23 protein-coding genes are annotated in these 16689 nt (G+C 44.5%); 16 read left to right on the forward strand and 7 right to left on the reverse strand.

The annotated features are described in order from the left end of the window. Window positions 1–94 precede the first annotated feature (94 nt). The 6 genes from M1J35_RS07520 (at window position 95) to M1J35_RS07545 (ending at window position 3077) form a co-directional block, all read left to right on the forward strand. Complete coding sequence (locus M1J35_RS07520) at window positions 95–538, forward strand: GyrI-like domain-containing protein (protein ID WP_254653260.1); 444 nt, start codon at window positions 95–97, stop codon at window positions 536–538. Window positions 539–691: 153 nt separating this feature from the next. Continuing rightward, window positions 692–877 (forward strand): hypothetical protein, encoded by a 186-nt coding sequence (locus M1J35_RS07525; RefSeq protein ID WP_254653261.1) that lies wholly within the window; start codon window positions 692–694, stop codon window positions 875–877. Further along, the gene (locus tag M1J35_RS07530) at window positions 874–1665 is read left to right on the forward strand and encodes an AAC(3) family N-acetyltransferase (RefSeq protein WP_254653262.1); all 792 of its coding nucleotides are present in this window, start codon (window positions 874–876) and stop codon (window positions 1663–1665) included. Before M1J35_RS07525 ends, M1J35_RS07530 begins: the two co-directional genes overlap by 4 nt. A gap of 16 nt (window positions 1666–1681) precedes the next feature. Then, window positions 1682–1954 carry a hypothetical protein gene (locus M1J35_RS07535; protein ID WP_254653263.1) on the forward strand — a complete coding sequence of 91 codons (273 nt, stop codon included), beginning with the start codon at window positions 1682–1684 and terminating at the stop codon, window positions 1952–1954. Window positions 1955–2008: 54 nt separating this feature from the next. Then, the gene (locus M1J35_RS07540; RefSeq protein WP_254653264.1) at window positions 2009–2260 is read left to right on the forward strand and encodes a hypothetical protein; all 252 of its coding nucleotides are present in this window, start codon (window positions 2009–2011) and stop codon (window positions 2258–2260) included. Between the two features lie 73 nt (window positions 2261–2333). After that, window positions 2334–3077 (forward strand): phosphotransferase family protein, encoded by a 744-nt coding sequence (locus M1J35_RS07545; RefSeq protein ID WP_254653265.1) that lies wholly within the window; start codon window positions 2334–2336, stop codon window positions 3075–3077. A 68-nt stretch (window positions 3078–3145) separates the two neighbouring features. Here M1J35_RS07545 and M1J35_RS07550 read toward each other — a convergent pair whose 3' ends face one another. Then, window positions 3146–3916: an SGNH/GDSL hydrolase family protein gene (locus tag M1J35_RS07550; RefSeq protein ID WP_254653266.1), complete on the reverse strand. Its 771-nt coding sequence runs from the start codon at window positions 3914–3916 to the stop codon at window positions 3146–3148. A 107-nt stretch (window positions 3917–4023) separates the two neighbouring features. On the opposite strand from M1J35_RS07550, the gene M1J35_RS07555 reads away from it, so the two are divergent. After that, window positions 4024–4950: an ABC transporter ATP-binding protein gene (locus M1J35_RS07555; protein ID WP_254653267.1), complete on the forward strand. Its 927-nt coding sequence runs from the start codon at window positions 4024–4026 to the stop codon at window positions 4948–4950. Further along, entirely contained in the window at window positions 4943–5941 is a 999-nt protein-coding gene (locus M1J35_RS07560; protein ID WP_254653268.1) for an ABC transporter permease, read from the forward strand. The genes M1J35_RS07555 and M1J35_RS07560 overlap by 8 nt, the downstream gene beginning before the upstream one ends. Here M1J35_RS07560 and M1J35_RS07565 read toward each other — a convergent pair. The 6 genes from M1J35_RS07565 to M1J35_RS07590 all read right to left on the reverse strand — a co-directional run bounded on the left by M1J35_RS07565 (window position 5938) and on the right by M1J35_RS07590 (window position 11285). Then, window positions 5938–6093, reverse strand: a complete 156-nt coding sequence (locus tag M1J35_RS07565) for a hypothetical protein (RefSeq protein WP_254653269.1) — start codon at window positions 6091–6093, stop codon at window positions 5938–5940. The genes M1J35_RS07560 and M1J35_RS07565 overlap by 4 nt on opposite strands. A gap of 18 nt (window positions 6094–6111) precedes the next feature. After that, the gene (locus M1J35_RS07570) at window positions 6112–6762 is read right to left on the reverse strand and encodes a zf-HC2 domain-containing protein (RefSeq protein ID WP_254653270.1); all 651 of its coding nucleotides are present in this window, start codon (window positions 6760–6762) and stop codon (window positions 6112–6114) included. Beyond that, window positions 6763–7248: an RNA polymerase sigma factor gene (locus M1J35_RS07575; RefSeq protein ID WP_254653271.1), complete on the reverse strand. Its 486-nt coding sequence runs from the start codon at window positions 7246–7248 to the stop codon at window positions 6763–6765. Between the two features lie 254 nt (window positions 7249–7502). Continuing rightward, the gene (locus M1J35_RS07580; protein ID WP_224520897.1) at window positions 7503–8870 is read right to left on the reverse strand and encodes a PTS ascorbate transporter subunit IIC; all 1368 of its coding nucleotides are present in this window, start codon (window positions 8868–8870) and stop codon (window positions 7503–7505) included. 29 nt (window positions 8871–8899) lie between these two features. Then, the gene (locus M1J35_RS07585; RefSeq protein ID WP_044338820.1) at window positions 8900–9166 is read right to left on the reverse strand and encodes a PTS sugar transporter subunit IIB; all 267 of its coding nucleotides are present in this window, start codon (window positions 9164–9166) and stop codon (window positions 8900–8902) included. A 19-nt stretch (window positions 9167–9185) separates the two neighbouring features. After that, window positions 9186–11285 (reverse strand): BglG family transcription antiterminator, encoded by a 2100-nt coding sequence (locus tag M1J35_RS07590; protein ID WP_254653272.1) that lies wholly within the window; start codon window positions 11283–11285, stop codon window positions 9186–9188. A 245-nt stretch (window positions 11286–11530) separates the two neighbouring features. Between M1J35_RS07590 and M1J35_RS07595 the strand changes: the two genes are divergently transcribed. The 8 genes from M1J35_RS07595 (at window position 11531) to M1J35_RS07630 (ending at window position 16672) form a co-directional block, all read left to right on the forward strand. Beyond that, the gene (locus M1J35_RS07595) at window positions 11531–11860 is read left to right on the forward strand and encodes an HIT domain-containing protein (RefSeq protein ID WP_079531321.1); all 330 of its coding nucleotides are present in this window, start codon (window positions 11531–11533) and stop codon (window positions 11858–11860) included. Window positions 11861–11887: 27 nt separating this feature from the next. Continuing rightward, a complete protein-coding gene (locus M1J35_RS07600; protein ID WP_254653273.1) occupies window positions 11888–12301 on the forward strand; it encodes an HIT family protein in 414 nt (137 codons plus the stop codon). Between the two features lie 68 nt (window positions 12302–12369). Next, on the forward strand, window positions 12370–12630 hold the full coding sequence (locus M1J35_RS07605) for a SunI/YnzG family protein (RefSeq protein ID WP_254653274.1): 261 nt from the start codon (window positions 12370–12372) through the stop codon (window positions 12628–12630). Beyond that, complete coding sequence (locus M1J35_RS07610; protein ID WP_254653275.1) at window positions 12631–12798, forward strand: hypothetical protein; 168 nt, start codon at window positions 12631–12633, stop codon at window positions 12796–12798. 11 nt (window positions 12799–12809) lie between these two features. After that, window positions 12810–13088, forward strand: a complete 279-nt coding sequence (locus M1J35_RS07615; RefSeq protein WP_254653276.1) for a YesK-like family protein — start codon at window positions 12810–12812, stop codon at window positions 13086–13088. 463 nt (window positions 13089–13551) lie between these two features. Next, entirely contained in the window at window positions 13552–15282 is a 1731-nt protein-coding gene (locus M1J35_RS07620) for an ATP-binding protein (protein WP_254653277.1), read from the forward strand. 115 nt (window positions 15283–15397) lie between these two features. Next, the gene (locus M1J35_RS07625; RefSeq protein ID WP_224520889.1) at window positions 15398–16189 is read left to right on the forward strand and encodes a phosphotransferase; all 792 of its coding nucleotides are present in this window, start codon (window positions 15398–15400) and stop codon (window positions 16187–16189) included. A 3-nt stretch (window positions 16190–16192) separates the two neighbouring features. Next, window positions 16193–16672: a GyrI-like domain-containing protein gene (locus M1J35_RS07630; RefSeq protein WP_254653278.1), complete on the forward strand. Its 480-nt coding sequence runs from the start codon at window positions 16193–16195 to the stop codon at window positions 16670–16672. Window positions 16673–16689 lie beyond the last annotated feature (17 nt).

Raw genomic sequence — 16689 nt, forward strand, 5'->3', positions numbered from 1 at the left:
GCTTCTCACTTTTTAAGTGGGGAGCTTATTTTTATATCGTAAAAAAGGAAAAATGTGTTAAAATTTGACTAGTAGAACAAAAGGAGATATGGACGTGAATGGTGAAAAAAGGAATGAAACGTTTCGAGTCGTTGGATTAAAAGGGAAAAGCAATTTTGCCGATTTTAGTACGGAAGTGCCAAGGCTTGCAAAGCAATTCTTGGAAAGGGTAGATGAACTCCAAGCTGTAACAGGTCCCGAAGTTGCAGTTTATGAACCGAAAAGGGACAGTGATCATGCTGAAGGAATTTATTATGTTGGGGTGATAGTGAACGAACCCCTCAACAACGTTCCTGACGGAATGACTTATATCGAATTGGACGAAGAATATGCTCTAGGGAAAGGTCAAGATATCGGGAATCTTCATAAAGATTTAAAAAAGTGGATAGAAGAACAGGGATATCAACGAAAAAACGAAGCGTATATTGTGGAGACGTATCATCCCTTGGAGGATGGCGGGGAGGAAGTGGTGGTTTATCTGCCGGTTCAAGGTGCTTAATCTAATGAGAATCAAATGTAGTAAGCCTGATAATTACACTATTATCCTTTGTAGAAAAGCTTCAGGACGGTGTTTTCCTGATAGCTTAACTTTAAAGAGTATGGTGCACCCACATTTAAAGACCACCAAGAAAAACGGTCGGAGGAATCAAACATGAAAACAGGTACGCTTTTATTCATTACAGGATTACTTCTCTTTATGCTGGGAGTCTATATATCTACATATATCGCAAGCCTGGGTGTGTTACTAAGTGTCGGTGGTGGGATGATGCTTGGCGTCAGCAGTTATTTCATGGGGACGCATAAGGTGAGACCAAGAAGAAGGGTGAATAAGTCATGAAAAAAGAAAGGCTCGTCACCAGAGAACATATTGTAAAAGATTTAAAGAAACTCGGTGTCACGAAAGGAATGACCGTCATCGTCCACTCTTCCTTAAAATCAATTGGCAGAGTCATAGGCGGACCGGTTTCCGTGATCCTGGCATTGGAGGAAGCCGTCGGTACCAGCGGGAATATTGTCATGCCTACCCAAACCGAGCATCTTTGCGATCCGGCGGAGTATGGAAGTGGCTATACAGATGAGGAACTGGAACTCATCCGGGAAAACATGCCGACTTTTCATCCCGATTTAACACCCACCTCGTTTATGGGATTCATCCCCGAGACGTTCAGAAAGCAGGATGGGGTGTACCGGAGTCCCCATCCACATACATCATTCGCTGCCTGGGGGGAAGATGCTGCCGGCATCACGCAAGAACATGGTCTCGACTTTTCCATGAATGAACACTCCCCATTAGGAAAGATATATGAACTGGGTGGCTACATTCTTCTCCTTGGAGCCCCGACGAATTCAAACACCTCATTGCACCTCGCTGAATACAGGCAAAACAACGCCTTTGTGAAAGAAAAAATATGGGATGTCAAAATAAAAAAAGGCATGAAAGAAGTGTGGACTACGTATCGTGATATCAATAATGAATCAGACGATTTTGACCGGTTGTTTGAGGATTTTTACAGTGAAACAGGCGCTGTGAAAGAGGGGCTGGTGGGGGAAGCGAGAACCTACTTCATACCGATGAGACAGATGGTGGACTATGCTATAGGTTGGATGGATAAGAACAGAAACTGACAGGGAGGTATTCTTCATGTCAATTGACGTGTTAACGTTGGTCGTTATCGGAGCTGTAGCTTCATGCGTTTTACAGGCTTTACAGAAGTATGGTATGATCCCTTCCTTTTTGAATGTGAAGTTATTCTTTGGGCTGGTCCTGATCTCTGTTTTATGCTGGATCATAAGTCTGGCCGTTGGCGGATGGGGCGGTTTGAGCTTAACTGCAATCGGTTTGAACGGATTGGTAGTAGCGGTATCGGGGGTGGTTTGTTCGTTTCTATTGAATATCCTATTACAGGACGGATAAAGAATGATTTTAATAAATCCGACATATGTAGATTAGAGAAGAGGAGGGGTACAATTGAAAAAAGTATTCAGTCTAGGTTCATTCATTATCTTTCTTATCGGTCTTGTATTCTATTTTTTAGCATTTTTAGGGAAAGACACATTCTTACTTCCGGCGGTCATCATGGCAGTCGTAGGATTTGTAGCAGGCTTGTTTGGTGAAAAAACAATCTACAGAAAAATCGGCCTGTTTGGAAATGGTCTCATACTAGTGGTCGGTCTGCTTCTTCCGTTTGTGGTGACGACGTTTTTTTGGAATAAGCCTTAAAGCCAGGAACTTCTTTCATAAAGAAGTTCCTTTATATTATAGAAGACGCTAGAAGAATAAGGGGCGAAACACAATGAACTTAGGAACTCCCGATGCAACAGGGAACACAGCTAAAGTCTATCTCTACAAAAATAAAATATACAAGGTCTTTAACGATTCATTACCTGGCGAGGAATCTATAAAAGAAGCAAAAAAGCAACAATACGCCCATTCATGCGGGCTGTCCGTACCTGAAGTCGTAGATGTCACAACCATTGACGGAAAACAGGTTATCATCATGGAGCACATTAAAGGAAGAACACTAGGTGATCTCCTGACTGACAACATGGAAAAAGCGGAGTACTATATGGGCATGTCTGTAGATATCCAAATGGGCATTCATCAGATCAAAGCTCATTCCATTGAACCGATGTCTGAAAAGCTGTATCGCCAAATAGAATCTGCACCAGAACTGGATAATGAGCTAAAGTCCGCTTTGTTCAAAAAACTAGAATCCATGACCTATAAAAAAACGCTCTGCCACGGTGATTTCCATTTATACAACTTAATTCTGTCAGATAATAACGTCACCATCATCGACTGGGTTGATTCCAGTGCAGGGGATAGGCGTGCCGATGTATACAGAACATATCTCCTGTATTCCCAGGTTTCCGTGGACCTCGCTGATATGTACATTCGCCTTTATTGCGAGAAAAGCGGGTTGTCAAAAGATGAAATCCTCGAATGGGCACCCATTATCGCTGCGGCAAGATTATCAGAGAAGGTTTCTTCCGAAAATCCAAACCGACTTTTGGAGATTGTGTATCAGGTTAGGTGAAAAGTCGTGGGGACAGGTTCGTTGGCACAAAATAAGCCACGGTACCTGTCCCCATGGCTTTTTGGTGATTACTGTATAATATTCTTGTCAATCACAAGGGACAGGCTATCAGCCATTTCCTGATAAGTTGCATCATTTGGATGGAAGTTGTCACTTGAAAGATCTCGTTTGGCATCCGTGACCAAATTGAAGGTGTCCACCACTTGAATGTCGTATTTCAAGCCTAATGTGCGGGCGGAGTCATTCCATTTTTGAATGACTGAGTCAAAGGAATCCCCGTCCGGTAATTCCTTAAAGGGATTATATAGTCCCATATAGAGGATGACGGCATCCTTATTAATATCACGAATGGTTTCAAACGTTTTTTCCAGGTTAGGAATTTCCGTTTTCAGAATGCCAAGGGCGGTGGCTTCTGAATAATTGTTTAAGATCTCACCAGAATTAAAGAGATTGTTCCCTCCAATTGTGATGGAAATGATTTTGGCGTCCTTAAGAGATCTCTTGACCTCCTTCTGTTCTAACTGGGCCAGTAAATCTTCCAACCTGGCACCCCGTATACCTAGGTTTTGGTACCGATCCACCTTATTGGTTTCTTTAAGTGAATCTCCTACCAGCGGGACAAAACCTTCTCCTTTTGAAGATCCTACCCCTCTTGTCAATGAGTCGCCAAGGGCAATATACGTTTCTCCAGGTGTAGCGGGGGCTTCTTCAGATTCTGCTGTGATCTTCTCTTGGGGAGGGTTGGCGATATCCGAATAGGCTCGCGCAAATCCATATCCAAATAGAACGGTCAGTGCAAGGGAAAGGGTGATAAATAGTTGCCACATCCATTTTTTCATCTCTTAATCTCTCCTTCTATTATGATTGTACCAACTTTTACTCATGCTGAGTATTGAAAAGAGCAATTGAGAAAAAAGTTCGCTAGAATAGATATAGGGTGATAAACATGAGCATAAAGCCAACCGTTCAATTGAAAAATGTAACGAAAGTAATAGGGAAAAAGACGATTATTGATAATATATCATTTGATATCTATCCAGGAGAAGTATTTGGATTCCTTGGTCCCAATGGTGCTGGGAAAACGACGACGATCCGGATGCTCGTCGGTCTGATCAAGCCAACATCGGGAGTTATTAAAGTCTGTGATTTTGATGTGAGAAAGCAATTTGTTCAGGCGATGCAGCGTCTTGGTTCGATCGTAGAAAATCCAGAGTTATATAAGTATTTGACCGGTCGGGAAAACCTGCAGCTGTTTGCACGGATGCTGCCTGGGGTGGACAGTGAACGAATACAGGAGGTCATTGATCTGGTTGATCTGACTGCACGGATTGATGACCAGGTACAGACCTATTCATTGGGGATGCGTCAGAGGCTTGGGATTGCACAAGCATTGTTGGGCCGGCCGGAAGTGCTTATTTTGGATGAACCTACGAACGGGTTGGATCCAATGGGAATAAAGGACCTTCGTACATTTATAAGGAAACTGGTCGATGAAACGGGTCTTTCCGTTCTTGTATCCAGTCATATATTAAGTGAAATCGAAATGCTTGCCGATCGTGTGGCGATCATGAGCCATGGGAGAATCGTGAAGGTAGGAAAGGTGAGGGATTTAGTGGATGAATTGTCATCAGGTGTGGACTGGAGAGTCAATGATGCTTTTCGTGCACTTGAAATCGTTAATGCATCTCCCTATGTCCAATCTGCAGAATTGTACGATGATCATACGATCCATACACTGATGGATGAAAGCAAAACATCGATCCTGAATGAATCGTTACTCCAGGCTGGAATCGAGGTATGGACCATTGAAAGAAAGGTCCAGACATTGGAGGACTTATTTATTGGTTTGACAGGGGGCGATCATATTGTCTAATCCGAATATGATGGGTCTGGTTCATAATGAAGTCATGAAAATTGCTTCTAAAAAACGCTTTGCCGTTGTCATCGCGATCTTAATCATTCTCGTCTCTATGTTTACATATGCACAATACCGAGAGATACAAGAGAAGATAGAAAAGCAGGGTACGCTGGACTGGCGGGTGGAGCTGCAGCAGGAGATCGTCGATCGGCAAAACCGACTGGCATCCAGTGGGATCCAGGATGAGGCCAGGCAATTCCTCGAATTGGACTTGAAGCAAAAGCAATACTACTTGGACAACAATATCAATCCGAACTATCCTGGAGCACCTACATTCATCCGTATCTTCTTCTCCCAGGGACTCACACTGGTCCTGCCTTTACTCATCATTATCATTATGGCGGATGTTGTGAGTGGGGAATACAATGATGGGACCATCAAAACATTACTATCCCGACCGATCAAACGATGGAAGATCCTGATGGCCAAATGGCTGACCGTTTTACTGTATACATCGATGCTGATAGCGGCTACGGTGGTTGTCTGCTATGGGATTTCGGGGATTGTCCTCGGATATGATGGTTGGACGGCACCCATTCTGACTGGCTTTCAAGCTTCTCCATCGGGTGAATTTTCGACGACCTATATCCATACCCTCCCGATGTGGGAATACTTGCTGATGTCAGCAGGTCTTGCATGGGTCGTGACAGCGACTGTTGCCACCATTAGCCTGATGATTTCAGTGCTTGTGAAGAATACAGCAACCGGTATCGGGGCGATGATGGCTGTGTTGATTGCAGGTACGCTCTTATCTTCTATCGGTTCAAGCTGGACGAGCTCAAAGTATTTGGTGAACTTGAATTTTGATCTAATCAATTACTTAGAAGGCCAAGCTCCTCCAATCGAAGGGATGTCACTGCCGTTTTCATTAACCGTACTTGCAGTATGGACTGCCGCTTGTCTTGCCGTTGCGTTTTGGAATTTTACTCAGAAGGATATGTATTAAGTGAAACGTAACAGAAGAAGCCCCCCTCCACAAACATGGAGGGGGGCTTCTTCTGTTTTTTCCCATTCCCGTTCCCTTTTGAAGAAAAGGACGATGATTGAAACGGAACATTCAATCAAGGTGATGAGATGACCCAGCACATAATAAACCATGATACCTGTCCCCACGGCTTAAAGGTCAGAATGGTATAAATCCATTAAGGATAGTTCTTTCGTGTGGTCTTTGTATTGGATCGATATTTTGTCATCAGCTGTCAGTTTTTTCTCTTTCCCATTATCCAGTAATAAAATGTTTTCATCCAAGAAGGTATAGGTAATGTTAATCTCATCCTTCAGGCTTTCTGGAGTTGAAAAATCTTCGCGCTTCTCATAAATAATCATCCAGTCTATATAGTCTTGATTCAGCTGTTCTTTTCTAGGTAAAAGGAAGCGGTTGTCTTGTTTTGATGTAAATGTCAGTGTAACCGTGTTTCCGTGTGTTTGGATGGTCGTTTGAACATCACTTGCATCTGCTATCCACATTCTTACAAAGAGCAGGTAATAGCTAAGCATCAAAATGAGGAAAAGGAATAGGAGAGAGGAGACAATCGTGAATATTTTCTTTCTGTTATTTGATCGTACTTTTTTGAAGTAGTCCACATTTCTATCCTCTTTTGCCTGTATATGCACATGTTCTGACATCCATTCTTCTCGCATGTCATGTACATATTCTCTACATTCTTTGCACTGCTCCATATGTACGTCCATCTGCCTATTGGTCTCTTCGCTCGTTAAATGTTCCAGATAGCTCGGAACCAGATCTTTAAACACATGATGATTCATTTAATGATCACCCTTTCTTATCTGTTGTTTGGCACGGTAAAATGTGACTCTTGCCCAATTCTCTGTTTCTCCCAATATTGAGCCGATGTCTTTGAACGATAAATTCCCCAATAACCTGAGATAAAGAAGTTCGCGTTTTTTCTCGCTAAGTTGTTGAGCCTGTTGAAAGAAATGGACTTTGTCTTCGTTTTGAATATATTGTTCTTCCACATTGTAAACAGGAGTGTGTTCACTGCTTAGTGATTCCACTAACCGGTGCTTCTTCCTTTCACGATTCACTTCTTTCAGCCAAACGTTCTTGGCGATTGAACAGAGCCAGGTGGAAAAAGAGGCTTTTCCGTTTTCTTGGAAATGGTCGATGGACTTAATGGCCTGATAAAATGTTTCTTGAGTCAACTCCTCTGCAGATTGAGCGTCATTTGTCAGGGTTACTAGGTATCTGAATATAAAATCTGCGTATTCTTGATAAACTTTTTCCTTATCCACGTCTTACCTCCTTTTCGATAAAGTTGTGGTCACAAGAGAATGAACCCTTTTAAAGACTTAATCATCTATTACTCCAGAAAACCGTTCATTCGTTACAAAAAATATGTAAAAATTTCTCAAGGACTAGATTACAGGAAAAACTTCCTTTAGAGAATGGTTTTTTTCTATTGTCATTGATTTCACACGCCGCGGTACCTGTCCCCATGACTCACAACGAAAAAGCCACCCGCAACTCGCGGGTGGCTGAATTCATCTTAAGCTACTTCCGTTTCTTCCTTCTCCCCAGTCCCTTTCGCCTTAAAGCTGATAAAGAATAGAACGGCTAGAAGGACGATGATCGAAACGAATACCATCATATTGGATTCAATAAGACTGACAAGGTTTCCAAGCACGATACCGACCAATCCGAAGTCTGCATCCCCAAACGTGGTTCCCTGGAATCCTAATGAGCTTAGCACCGGTAATAGTAGGGCCGGCAGGAAGCTGATCATGACTCCGTTCGCCATGGAACCGATGACGGCACCGCGGCGTCCGCCGGTTGCATTACCGAACACTCCGGCTGCTGCCCCTGTGAAGAAGTGAGGGACAAGTCCCGGAACGATAACTTTCAATCCTAGTAGTGGAAGGAAAAGCATGCTCACAAGTCCGGCGATGAAGCTGAATAGAAATCCGATGATGACGGCGTTCCCTGCGAATGGGAAGATTGCCGGGCAATCAAGGGCTGGTTTGGCATTTGGAACGACCTTATCTGCAATTCCTTTAAATGCCGGTACGATTTCACCAAGGAGCATACGCACTCCTGCTAAGATGATATACACACCAACGGCGAATGTGATCCCTTGCATAAAGGCGAAGACCAGGAAGTTCTGTCCACCGCTTAATTCTCCTTCGACGAAGGCTGAGCCTGCTGCGCCTGCTACGACGAAGAACAGGATGACCATCGTCAGTGAAACAGAGACGGATGTATCACGCAGGAAACCGAGTGATTTAGGTACCTTGATTTCTTCTGTGGATTTGCTTCCTTTTCCAACTGCCTTCCCGACCATGGCTGACACCAAATACCCGATGGAGCCGAAGTGACCGACGGCAAAGTCATCGGAACCGGTGACTTTACGTGTGAATGGCTGAAGCATGGCAGGTGACAGGACCATCAATGCCCCAAGGATGATCGAACCGAGAACGATCAACGGTACTCCCGTGAATCCTCCGGTTGTCAGGATGACGGCGATCATGCAGGCCATGAACATGGTATGATGTCCGGTTAAAAAGATGTATTTAAAAGGACTGAATCGTGCAATCAGAATATTGACCACCATACCGAACAGCATGATCATCGCGGTTTCCGTCCCGAAGCTTTCCTGTGCAAGAGCCACGATCGCTTCGTTGTTCGGGATGACTCCGTCGACTTCGAACGCATGATTGAACATGCTGCTGAATTGCCCGAGGGACTGGACGAGTACATTCGCACCCGCCCCGAGGATGACGAAGCCCATGACCGTTTTAAGGGTTCCGGACACGACATCCCCCGAATTCTTCCGTTGAATAAGGAGCCCGATTAAGGCGAATAGACCGACAAGGATCGCAGGTGTACCGAGTATATCCTTCATTATGATATCAATCATGTGTATCGCTCCTTCTTTTTAAAAGTGGACTAGATATTTTGTTCCAATGCTGCGCGAAGTTCATTCTTATCCATCAAGTTCTTCAACTTCACCACATTCTTGCGGCCATCTTCCAGGCTTTCGACGATATCCTCAGAACCGAGGAATAGATCCGCTTGTTCCGTTTTCGCTGTAGTCAGATCCGTGTGGGATACTTCCGCTTCTTTTCCCATATCCTTCAGTGCTGCCTTTACGTTCATTTCTACGATCATGCTGCTTCCTAATCCGTTTCCACATACCACTAATACTTTTTTCATTTTCATTTCCTCCTCAAATTTATACTTCGACTGTTTGATTGATTAATTTGATGATGGTTTCTTGATCGTTTGCTGCAATCAACTTTTCAACATTGCCTTCATTTGATAATAATTCGGTAAGCTGTGCGAGTGCTTTCAAGTGCGTTTGATTATCGATCGCCGCGAGCACGATGATGAGTTGGGCGCGGTGCTTTTCTTTTTCGGAAAAATAAACCGGTTCCTCAAGTCGCAGGAAGCTCATCCCCAGCTGTTCGACACCTGTTTCAGGACGTGCGTGGGGGATGGCGATATTCGGTGCGATGACGATATAAGGACCCAATTCCTTCACGTTCGTGATCATCGCTTCCACATAATCCGGTCGGATCGATTGCTGTTTGACAAGGGGCTCACTCGCCACCTTGATGGCTTCCTCCCAATCCGTGACACGGTCTTTCAGCTGGATCGTCTGTTCTGTCAGTAATTCATTAAGCATAGGCTTTCTGAGCTCCTTTATCGTGGGAGTAGTTTGTTCTAAAAGCTGGACCAGTTCTTTCTTCAATGCGTCTTCTTCATGGACGGTTGCGTATCGCTTGATCACATCCATCAGAAGATCGGTCCGGTTCTTTTCGGTCGGCTTCGAGTCGAAAAGCTCGTTCATCCTTTGCATGACCCGTTCCTTTTCGGAATTGGTCAAAATGGCGGGCACGTGGATGACGGGAATCTCTTTTTCTTTTATATAATTGGTGGAGAATATAATATCCGCCTCGTACTCGTTCGTTCGATAGTCCCTCATGGAGAGCGTCGTGATGACATTCAGCCCGGCAATCAGATTCTCGAGCTGGGTCCGGAGCATATTGGATGTCCCGATCCCGTTTTCACAGACGATCAGGGCTTTGAACTTCGTCTCGACCTTTTTCTTCTCTTTCGTCAACCACCCTCCGAAATGAAGGGTGATATAGGCTGCCTCTTCATCCGGTACCGCTTTTCCGACATAGAGTTCCAGATGCCTCATGACCCGCTTTGTCAGGTGAAAGATGTCCGGATACGTCGTTTGAATGCTGTCAGACAGATCATTCGCGATGGAGAGACCGTACTTAAGTCGGTAAAACGTCGGTTTAATATGGGAGATCAGGTTTTCCTCCAGTCCCTGTTTGTCATCGAATACGACACAGGAGTAAAGCTGGAAATCATGGATCATCCGTTGAACGACTTCCTTCAGCCCGGACAATTCCTGTTCCGTATAGCGGTTGAAGTTATCCTGCTGGACTTTCGATCCGAGCAGGTTCATCGTAATGAAACAAACCTCATCATCCGGGAAAGTGACGTCCAGCTTATTGGTGATATGAAGGGCTGCCCAGTAGGCTTCAGTCTGTTTCAACACTTCTTTTTCCTCGTCAGGGACCGAAATGAACCTGTGCAGCTCGATCCGCTTCATGATCATCAGGATTTGAAGCGACAGGATCTCGACCATTTCATCGGTCAGCGTCAATCCCAATTCCTTTTCCGCTTCATAAAGAATTTCCCGCACCAGGCGTCTTTGCTCCGTTTCCTGTGACCATGTATCCGCTTCCGGCTGAATCATCCGATGAACCTCATTCCGGACATTCTGCCAATCCTGATGGGAGAAGATGGTCGCAAGAATCGTGGAAAGCATCGTTCGCTTTGCCTCTTCGGGACCCTTTAACCGGTAGCCTGATCCCTTTTTGTAATAAAGGTGAAGACCGGCTTCACGAAATTCCTTTTTAATGTCTTTAATCACCTTCGCGATCGTTCCCCGGCTCATACTCGTAAGATCCATGAACCGCTGCATCGACGCATCCTGTTCCTCCAAGAGGATGGAGGCTTTAATCAGGACTTCGCGCTCTTCTTTCGATAACTGATACTGCCAATCTTCAAAACTCTGATCCTTCGAAATCATCAACTTCGATTTCGATTCAGGGGGTAAGAACAACCCCTTCCCATGCTGACTCTCGATTGGTTCCAACCCTTCTGTCCTTAACCAGCTGTTGATCTGATCAAGGTCGTAATAAATGGTCCGCTGGGACAAGTTCATCCTGGCGACCAGTTCCTTCGTCGGGACCGGGTGGGGCGAATGTTGAATGATGGATAATAAGTGTGCACGTCTTTTATCCAGTACCATGAGGATCCTCCTCTAGTTGATTTTGCATATTTATATTCTTGTTTAGTAGATGATCATCTTATGAGTCTAGTATATAGCGGATTAATCAGTAATGAAAGGGGTTTCACTGTGTAGAGTTTGTATGAGGTGTTTTTGCAAAATTGAACACTTAAGTGAAATAAGTGACGCTACGGGGATTTGGGATTGTCAAAGGAAGGGAGGTTTGAAATAATTGGAAATAGAAATTGTATTAGGGAGGTCAAACCATGACGAATGATTTTTATTGTGATGAGGTATTAAGCGGGAAAACAGAAGTGAAAAAGGTGCTCGAAACAGATAATGTCCTTGCCTACCATCACACCAGGCCGTTTTACCCTGTCCATATCGTGGCGATTCCCAAGAAACATGTTCCATCACTCCTCACACTGGAAGAAGAGGATAACGAATTATTGCTCGAACTATTAGGCGTCATAAAAAAAGTTGCGCGAATGGTCACGAATGAGCATGGTGCGTGTAAAGTCATCACAAATATGGGAGACTACCAGGACTCGAAGCACCTTCACTGGCATATTGTTTCTGGTAAGGCCTTGCGATAGAACTGAGAGTAAGAAAGGAGGAAACACATGACCAATCAAGAAACCTGTCCATTCTGCCATCCGGAACAGGACAAAGATCAATACATCGTATTCGAAAATGAATCCTGCTTTTTCTTGCAGCATAACAAGCACCAGGATGTACTGCAAGGGTCCGGGGTCATCGTGCCGAAAAGTCATCACGCCAATGCTTTCGAGTTAACAAAAAAAGAATGGAACGATACATATGAGTTGTTACAGCAAGCAAAAGTGTACCTAGACGAAGAGTATTCCCCGGACGGCTATACTCTTGGTTGGAATGTCGGAGAGGTATCCAATCAGTTTATTTTCCATTGCCACCTGCATGTGATCCCGCGATATAGTGACGAACCGCTGGCCGGAAAAGGGGTTCGTTACTGGTTAAAGCAACCAGAAAATAAAAGGAAGACTTCGAATGTAAAATAGGAAGAAATTTGAAACCTTCTGCACCCTTATCGCGTAAATATTTATATAGATAGATAGGAGTGATCAGAATGGAAGTAAAGGTATCGAGGAACAATGAGAATCTGCGAATCAAATGGCAGTTAAGTCGAATAGACATACCTCTTTCAGAAATCAAAGACGTATCGATGGATGATACATATGGTGGTGAGGATAAGAAGGCCATCCGAATCGGTCTTCCATATGGGCACACAGACCGAGTCGTCATCAGGACCCATTCTGAAACGTATATTCTGTATACGAGTAATGGTGGATTGAAAGATAAGATTCTCTCATTCATGGAAGCGAGTTAGATGGGTTTCTGGATGTGGGTCGCCATTTCCTTACCACTGGTTGGCGGTATCGTTGCTGCTCATTCCGGTAAGAAAAAAATGGAAAGAAAACATGTGGTTGCCCTGCTGGGATTTATCGTGGTCGTGATACTCTTTTTCTTTTGGTGGTTTAACAGAGGAATTTATTAGGGGGTGGCAATATGTTGATGTTAGAGGGATGGATGCCAATCATCGTGCTTTTTATCCTATCAGCTTGCCTGATTGTCGTGATGGCCAGGTATACCCGTAATCACATCGTACTAAGTTTGTCCTCACTATTGGGCCTGGTCTGCCTCGGTACCGTTCTATATAGTATCTTCATGGTCGGAGGCTGGGACGGGATGGCCATCGGTTTCTATGCCATTGCTGCGTTTCTTGGTCTAGCGATCGGAACGGCGATCAGCCCGTTCGTTAAGAAAAAGGCAGAGGTGGGTGAATGATTGCGCTATTGACGGCGATAGGAGATGTCATCGCGGCAGTTGCTGGCTCGCTTTTGAAAGAAAAGAAGAAATGATCCCCGGATCTACAAATGATCCCGCTTCTCTCCATGGAAGCGGGATTTTTAGATGGTTTTTGCCAAAAATCATCCTTATTTACCATAAAATAACGTGTGGTTTAATAGGGAAATATATATAGCTTCCTTTCGTTTTTCAGTAAAATAGAAGGTGTAGGTCAATTCACCCACCTGAATATTGAAAGCGCCTTCTGAAAATAAGCCATATAGGCCAAGAAAATTTCAGGGAAGGCATATAATATCGTTCAACAAGATTGTTCGGAATCCGATATAAATAAGAAAGCATCCCTTGACACCTTCTGCAGCGAAAATTCGTCTGGAGAAGCATAACATGATCACCTCACAAGGGATTCAACAGCTGCATGATCATAGTAAAAGGGGAGAGGTAGATGGAGTTTGTCCTGTTAGTCGCCATTTCATTCATTCCTGTCATCATATCAGGATCGCTATTATTCTATTCAACATCCACCTTAAGCAAAGCGCTATCCTTATTTTTATTCCTATTATGTTTATGGCAGATTGATATTGCCTTTTTATATGCCAATGACTATTTTTCGAAAGAATTGATTGATCATGCGTTCAGGATCTTCCGGATCGGTCCGATTCTGATCATGCCGGTCATGTATTATTTTGCGTATTACCTTGTAGAAAGGCATGATGAATTAAGGAAATATCACATGCTCTTCAATAAAAAGGTTCTCCTGATCCTCGTTGGATTCAGTCTCGTTGTATACGGGATAAATTTTACCAAGATCGGAGTCACCTCGTATGCGCTCGTTCCTGAAACGACGTTCGCCCCTTCTCATTTCATTCCCGTGTACGGGATGCTTAACTCTACTTTTATCATTAATGTGCTATTGGTGTTTGTTCACACGTTTTTCCTTCTTGGTCTTACATTAAAGCTGCATGACGCCTTTTTCCGTCTTTTTTATTCAAAGCTTGTGTTTGGTTCCTTCTTTGTTTTCTTAAACGGGGTCATCAGCGGTTTTGGTGTGCTGCCTTTATATTTCTCTAGTTTCAACTCCATCCTTGTCGCCATCCTCCTGTTTCTCGGCTTCTTCCAAATGCAATCCGAACAACTGAATGTGGCGAATGACAATCTCGTGAAACAAAGCAATCTGTTGGAAGAGATTATGAATATCAACCCGAACTATCTTGTTGTGTTAGATAAAGAGAATCGGATCGTAAAGATCAATCATTCCATTTGTGCCTTATTGTTGATATCCGGAGAACAGATGATGGGCATGAGATTTTCCAACTTCCTGAAGGCACATCAGTTGAAAATCACTCGCGGGGAACTGCAGAAACTGACACGTATCAATGGGGAAGTCCATTATATCCAATGGGGCACCTCGACCTTGCGCTATCATGACAAGGAACTGTACACCCTGTTTTATGGAATCGACTTCACGAATCAGAAGCAGAATGAACAGCTCCTACTCTCCACTGAAAAAAGCAAGGTCATTGGGGAACTCGCGGCAAGCATTGCCCATGAGATCCGAAATCCACTGACGACGGTGAGGGGCTTCATCCAACTCATGAAGGAAAAGAATGTGGACAGTCAGTATGAAGGAATCATGCTCGAAGAAATCGACCGGGTAAACGAAGTATTGAGGGAGCTATTGCTGCTCGCAAAGCCCGAAGCGAATGACGAGGCGGACTTCCGTGAAGAAGACATGGAGCTCAATATCCATCACGAAGTCAACCATGTCAGGATCCTGTTCGACGCCGTTGCCGCTGAGCAGAATAAAAGGATCTACATGTCGAGTTCGCTCCCGTCGGACACCCTGGTTGCCTTTCATGAATCTCACTTTAAACAGGTGCTCCTCAATACGATCAAGAACAGTCTCGAAGCAGTCGAGGAAAAAGGCATGATTAAAATTAAGCTTGATCAGACAAATGAGTGCATCCGGGTCCGGATTATCGACAATGGAAAAGGTATTTCCAAAAAACGTTTAGCCCGGATCGGAGAACCTTATTTCACCAATAAGGACAAAGGAACCGGGATTGGTCTCACTATCTGCTTCAAACTCATGAATGATTATAACGGTCGCATGACCGTAAAAAGTAAATTAGGTTGGGGGACCACCGTCACGCTCCTCTTGCCGAAGAAAAGCTGAGCCTCTTGTGAAAACGAGAGGTTTTCTTCATTGAAGTGAGTAGGGGATTGTGAAATGGTCTGATTTTTGAAATAATTGGGATTGAAGGATCAAACTGGTTTCATGGAGGTAGCTTATGTCACGCGAAGAAAAACTGACCGGCGGGAATGTCTCGGCCGTCTACCGCTCCGGAGATACTGTCCGTCGGGAACTGAAGCCTGAGAGCGCCCGAATTCACAAGCTTCTGAGTCATCTAGAAAAGAAGGGATTCCGGCACTCACCGGCGTTTCTCGGCATCGATGAGAAAGGCAGGGAAATCTTATCCTTCATCGAAGGGGAAGCCGGGAATTATCCGTTAAAGGAATACATGTGGTCAGATGAGGTACTGAGCGGTATTGCGAAGATGCTCAGGCATTATCATGACGCCGTGAGCGATTTCCCCATCGACGACGGCTGGGAGCCGATCGATCACACACCAGAGCCATTTGAGGTTTTATGCCACAATGACTTCGCTATATACAACATCATTTTCAACAAACAGCATCCTGTAGGAATCATCGATTTCGATGTGGCCGGACCCGGTCCAAGACGATGGGACATCGCCTATACATTGTACACCTGTGTACCTTTGAGCCGTGTACGTTATTCAGAGACGGGTGACGCTATGCATTACGATCGGGAACGGGATGCAGCGAGGATCAAAGAACGGGTGAAACGATTCTTTGAATCGTATGGTATAGATTTTGGACTGGAGGATCTTCAGATGGCTATCCGCCGATTGGAAGCAATCTGTCAAACCATCCACCGGAAAGCACGGGAAGGGGATCCCGCTTTTCAAAAGATGATAGAAGAAGGGCATGTGGAACACTACCAGAAAGATATCGCATTTGTCCGGGAAAACCTTAATGATTGGATAGAGGAGGCGTAAACGATGGCAGAATTGAAAAGCGTTGGAGAAGTGAAATTAGTGGGGTTCAGGGTCGTATGCCCCGGTGACGAGTACGTGAAGGAAATCCCGAAAGCGGCAGTGAGGTTACAAGAAAGAAAGGGAGAAATCCAAAACGCGTTGCAACCGGATCAGCAGATAGGTGCCTTTATCGTTGAAGAATCATCCCCGGAAGAAGACGGTTACTGGATCGGATTGCAGGTAAAGGAGTATGGAGACATTCCAACAGACATGACCAGCTTGACTATCCCGGCTCACACATATGGAACGATACTTCACCAGGGACCAAATCATGACATCCGGCAGAGCTACGAGCAGCTGCACCAGTGGATCCGTGAAAACGGGTATACCCGTTCCACGAAGAGCTGGAATCTTGAAATCTATCAAAAAGAAAACCAGCCTGGGGATCCTTATGATGTGCGGGTGGAATTGTATGATGCCATTCTGCCTCAAGTGGAGGAGTAGAGTTGAAAAGGACTTCC

This window comes from Rossellomorea sp. KS-H15a, assembly GCF_024195245.1.
GTDB classification, from domain to species: domain Bacteria; phylum Bacillota; class Bacilli; order Bacillales; family Bacillaceae_B; genus Rossellomorea; species Rossellomorea vietnamensis.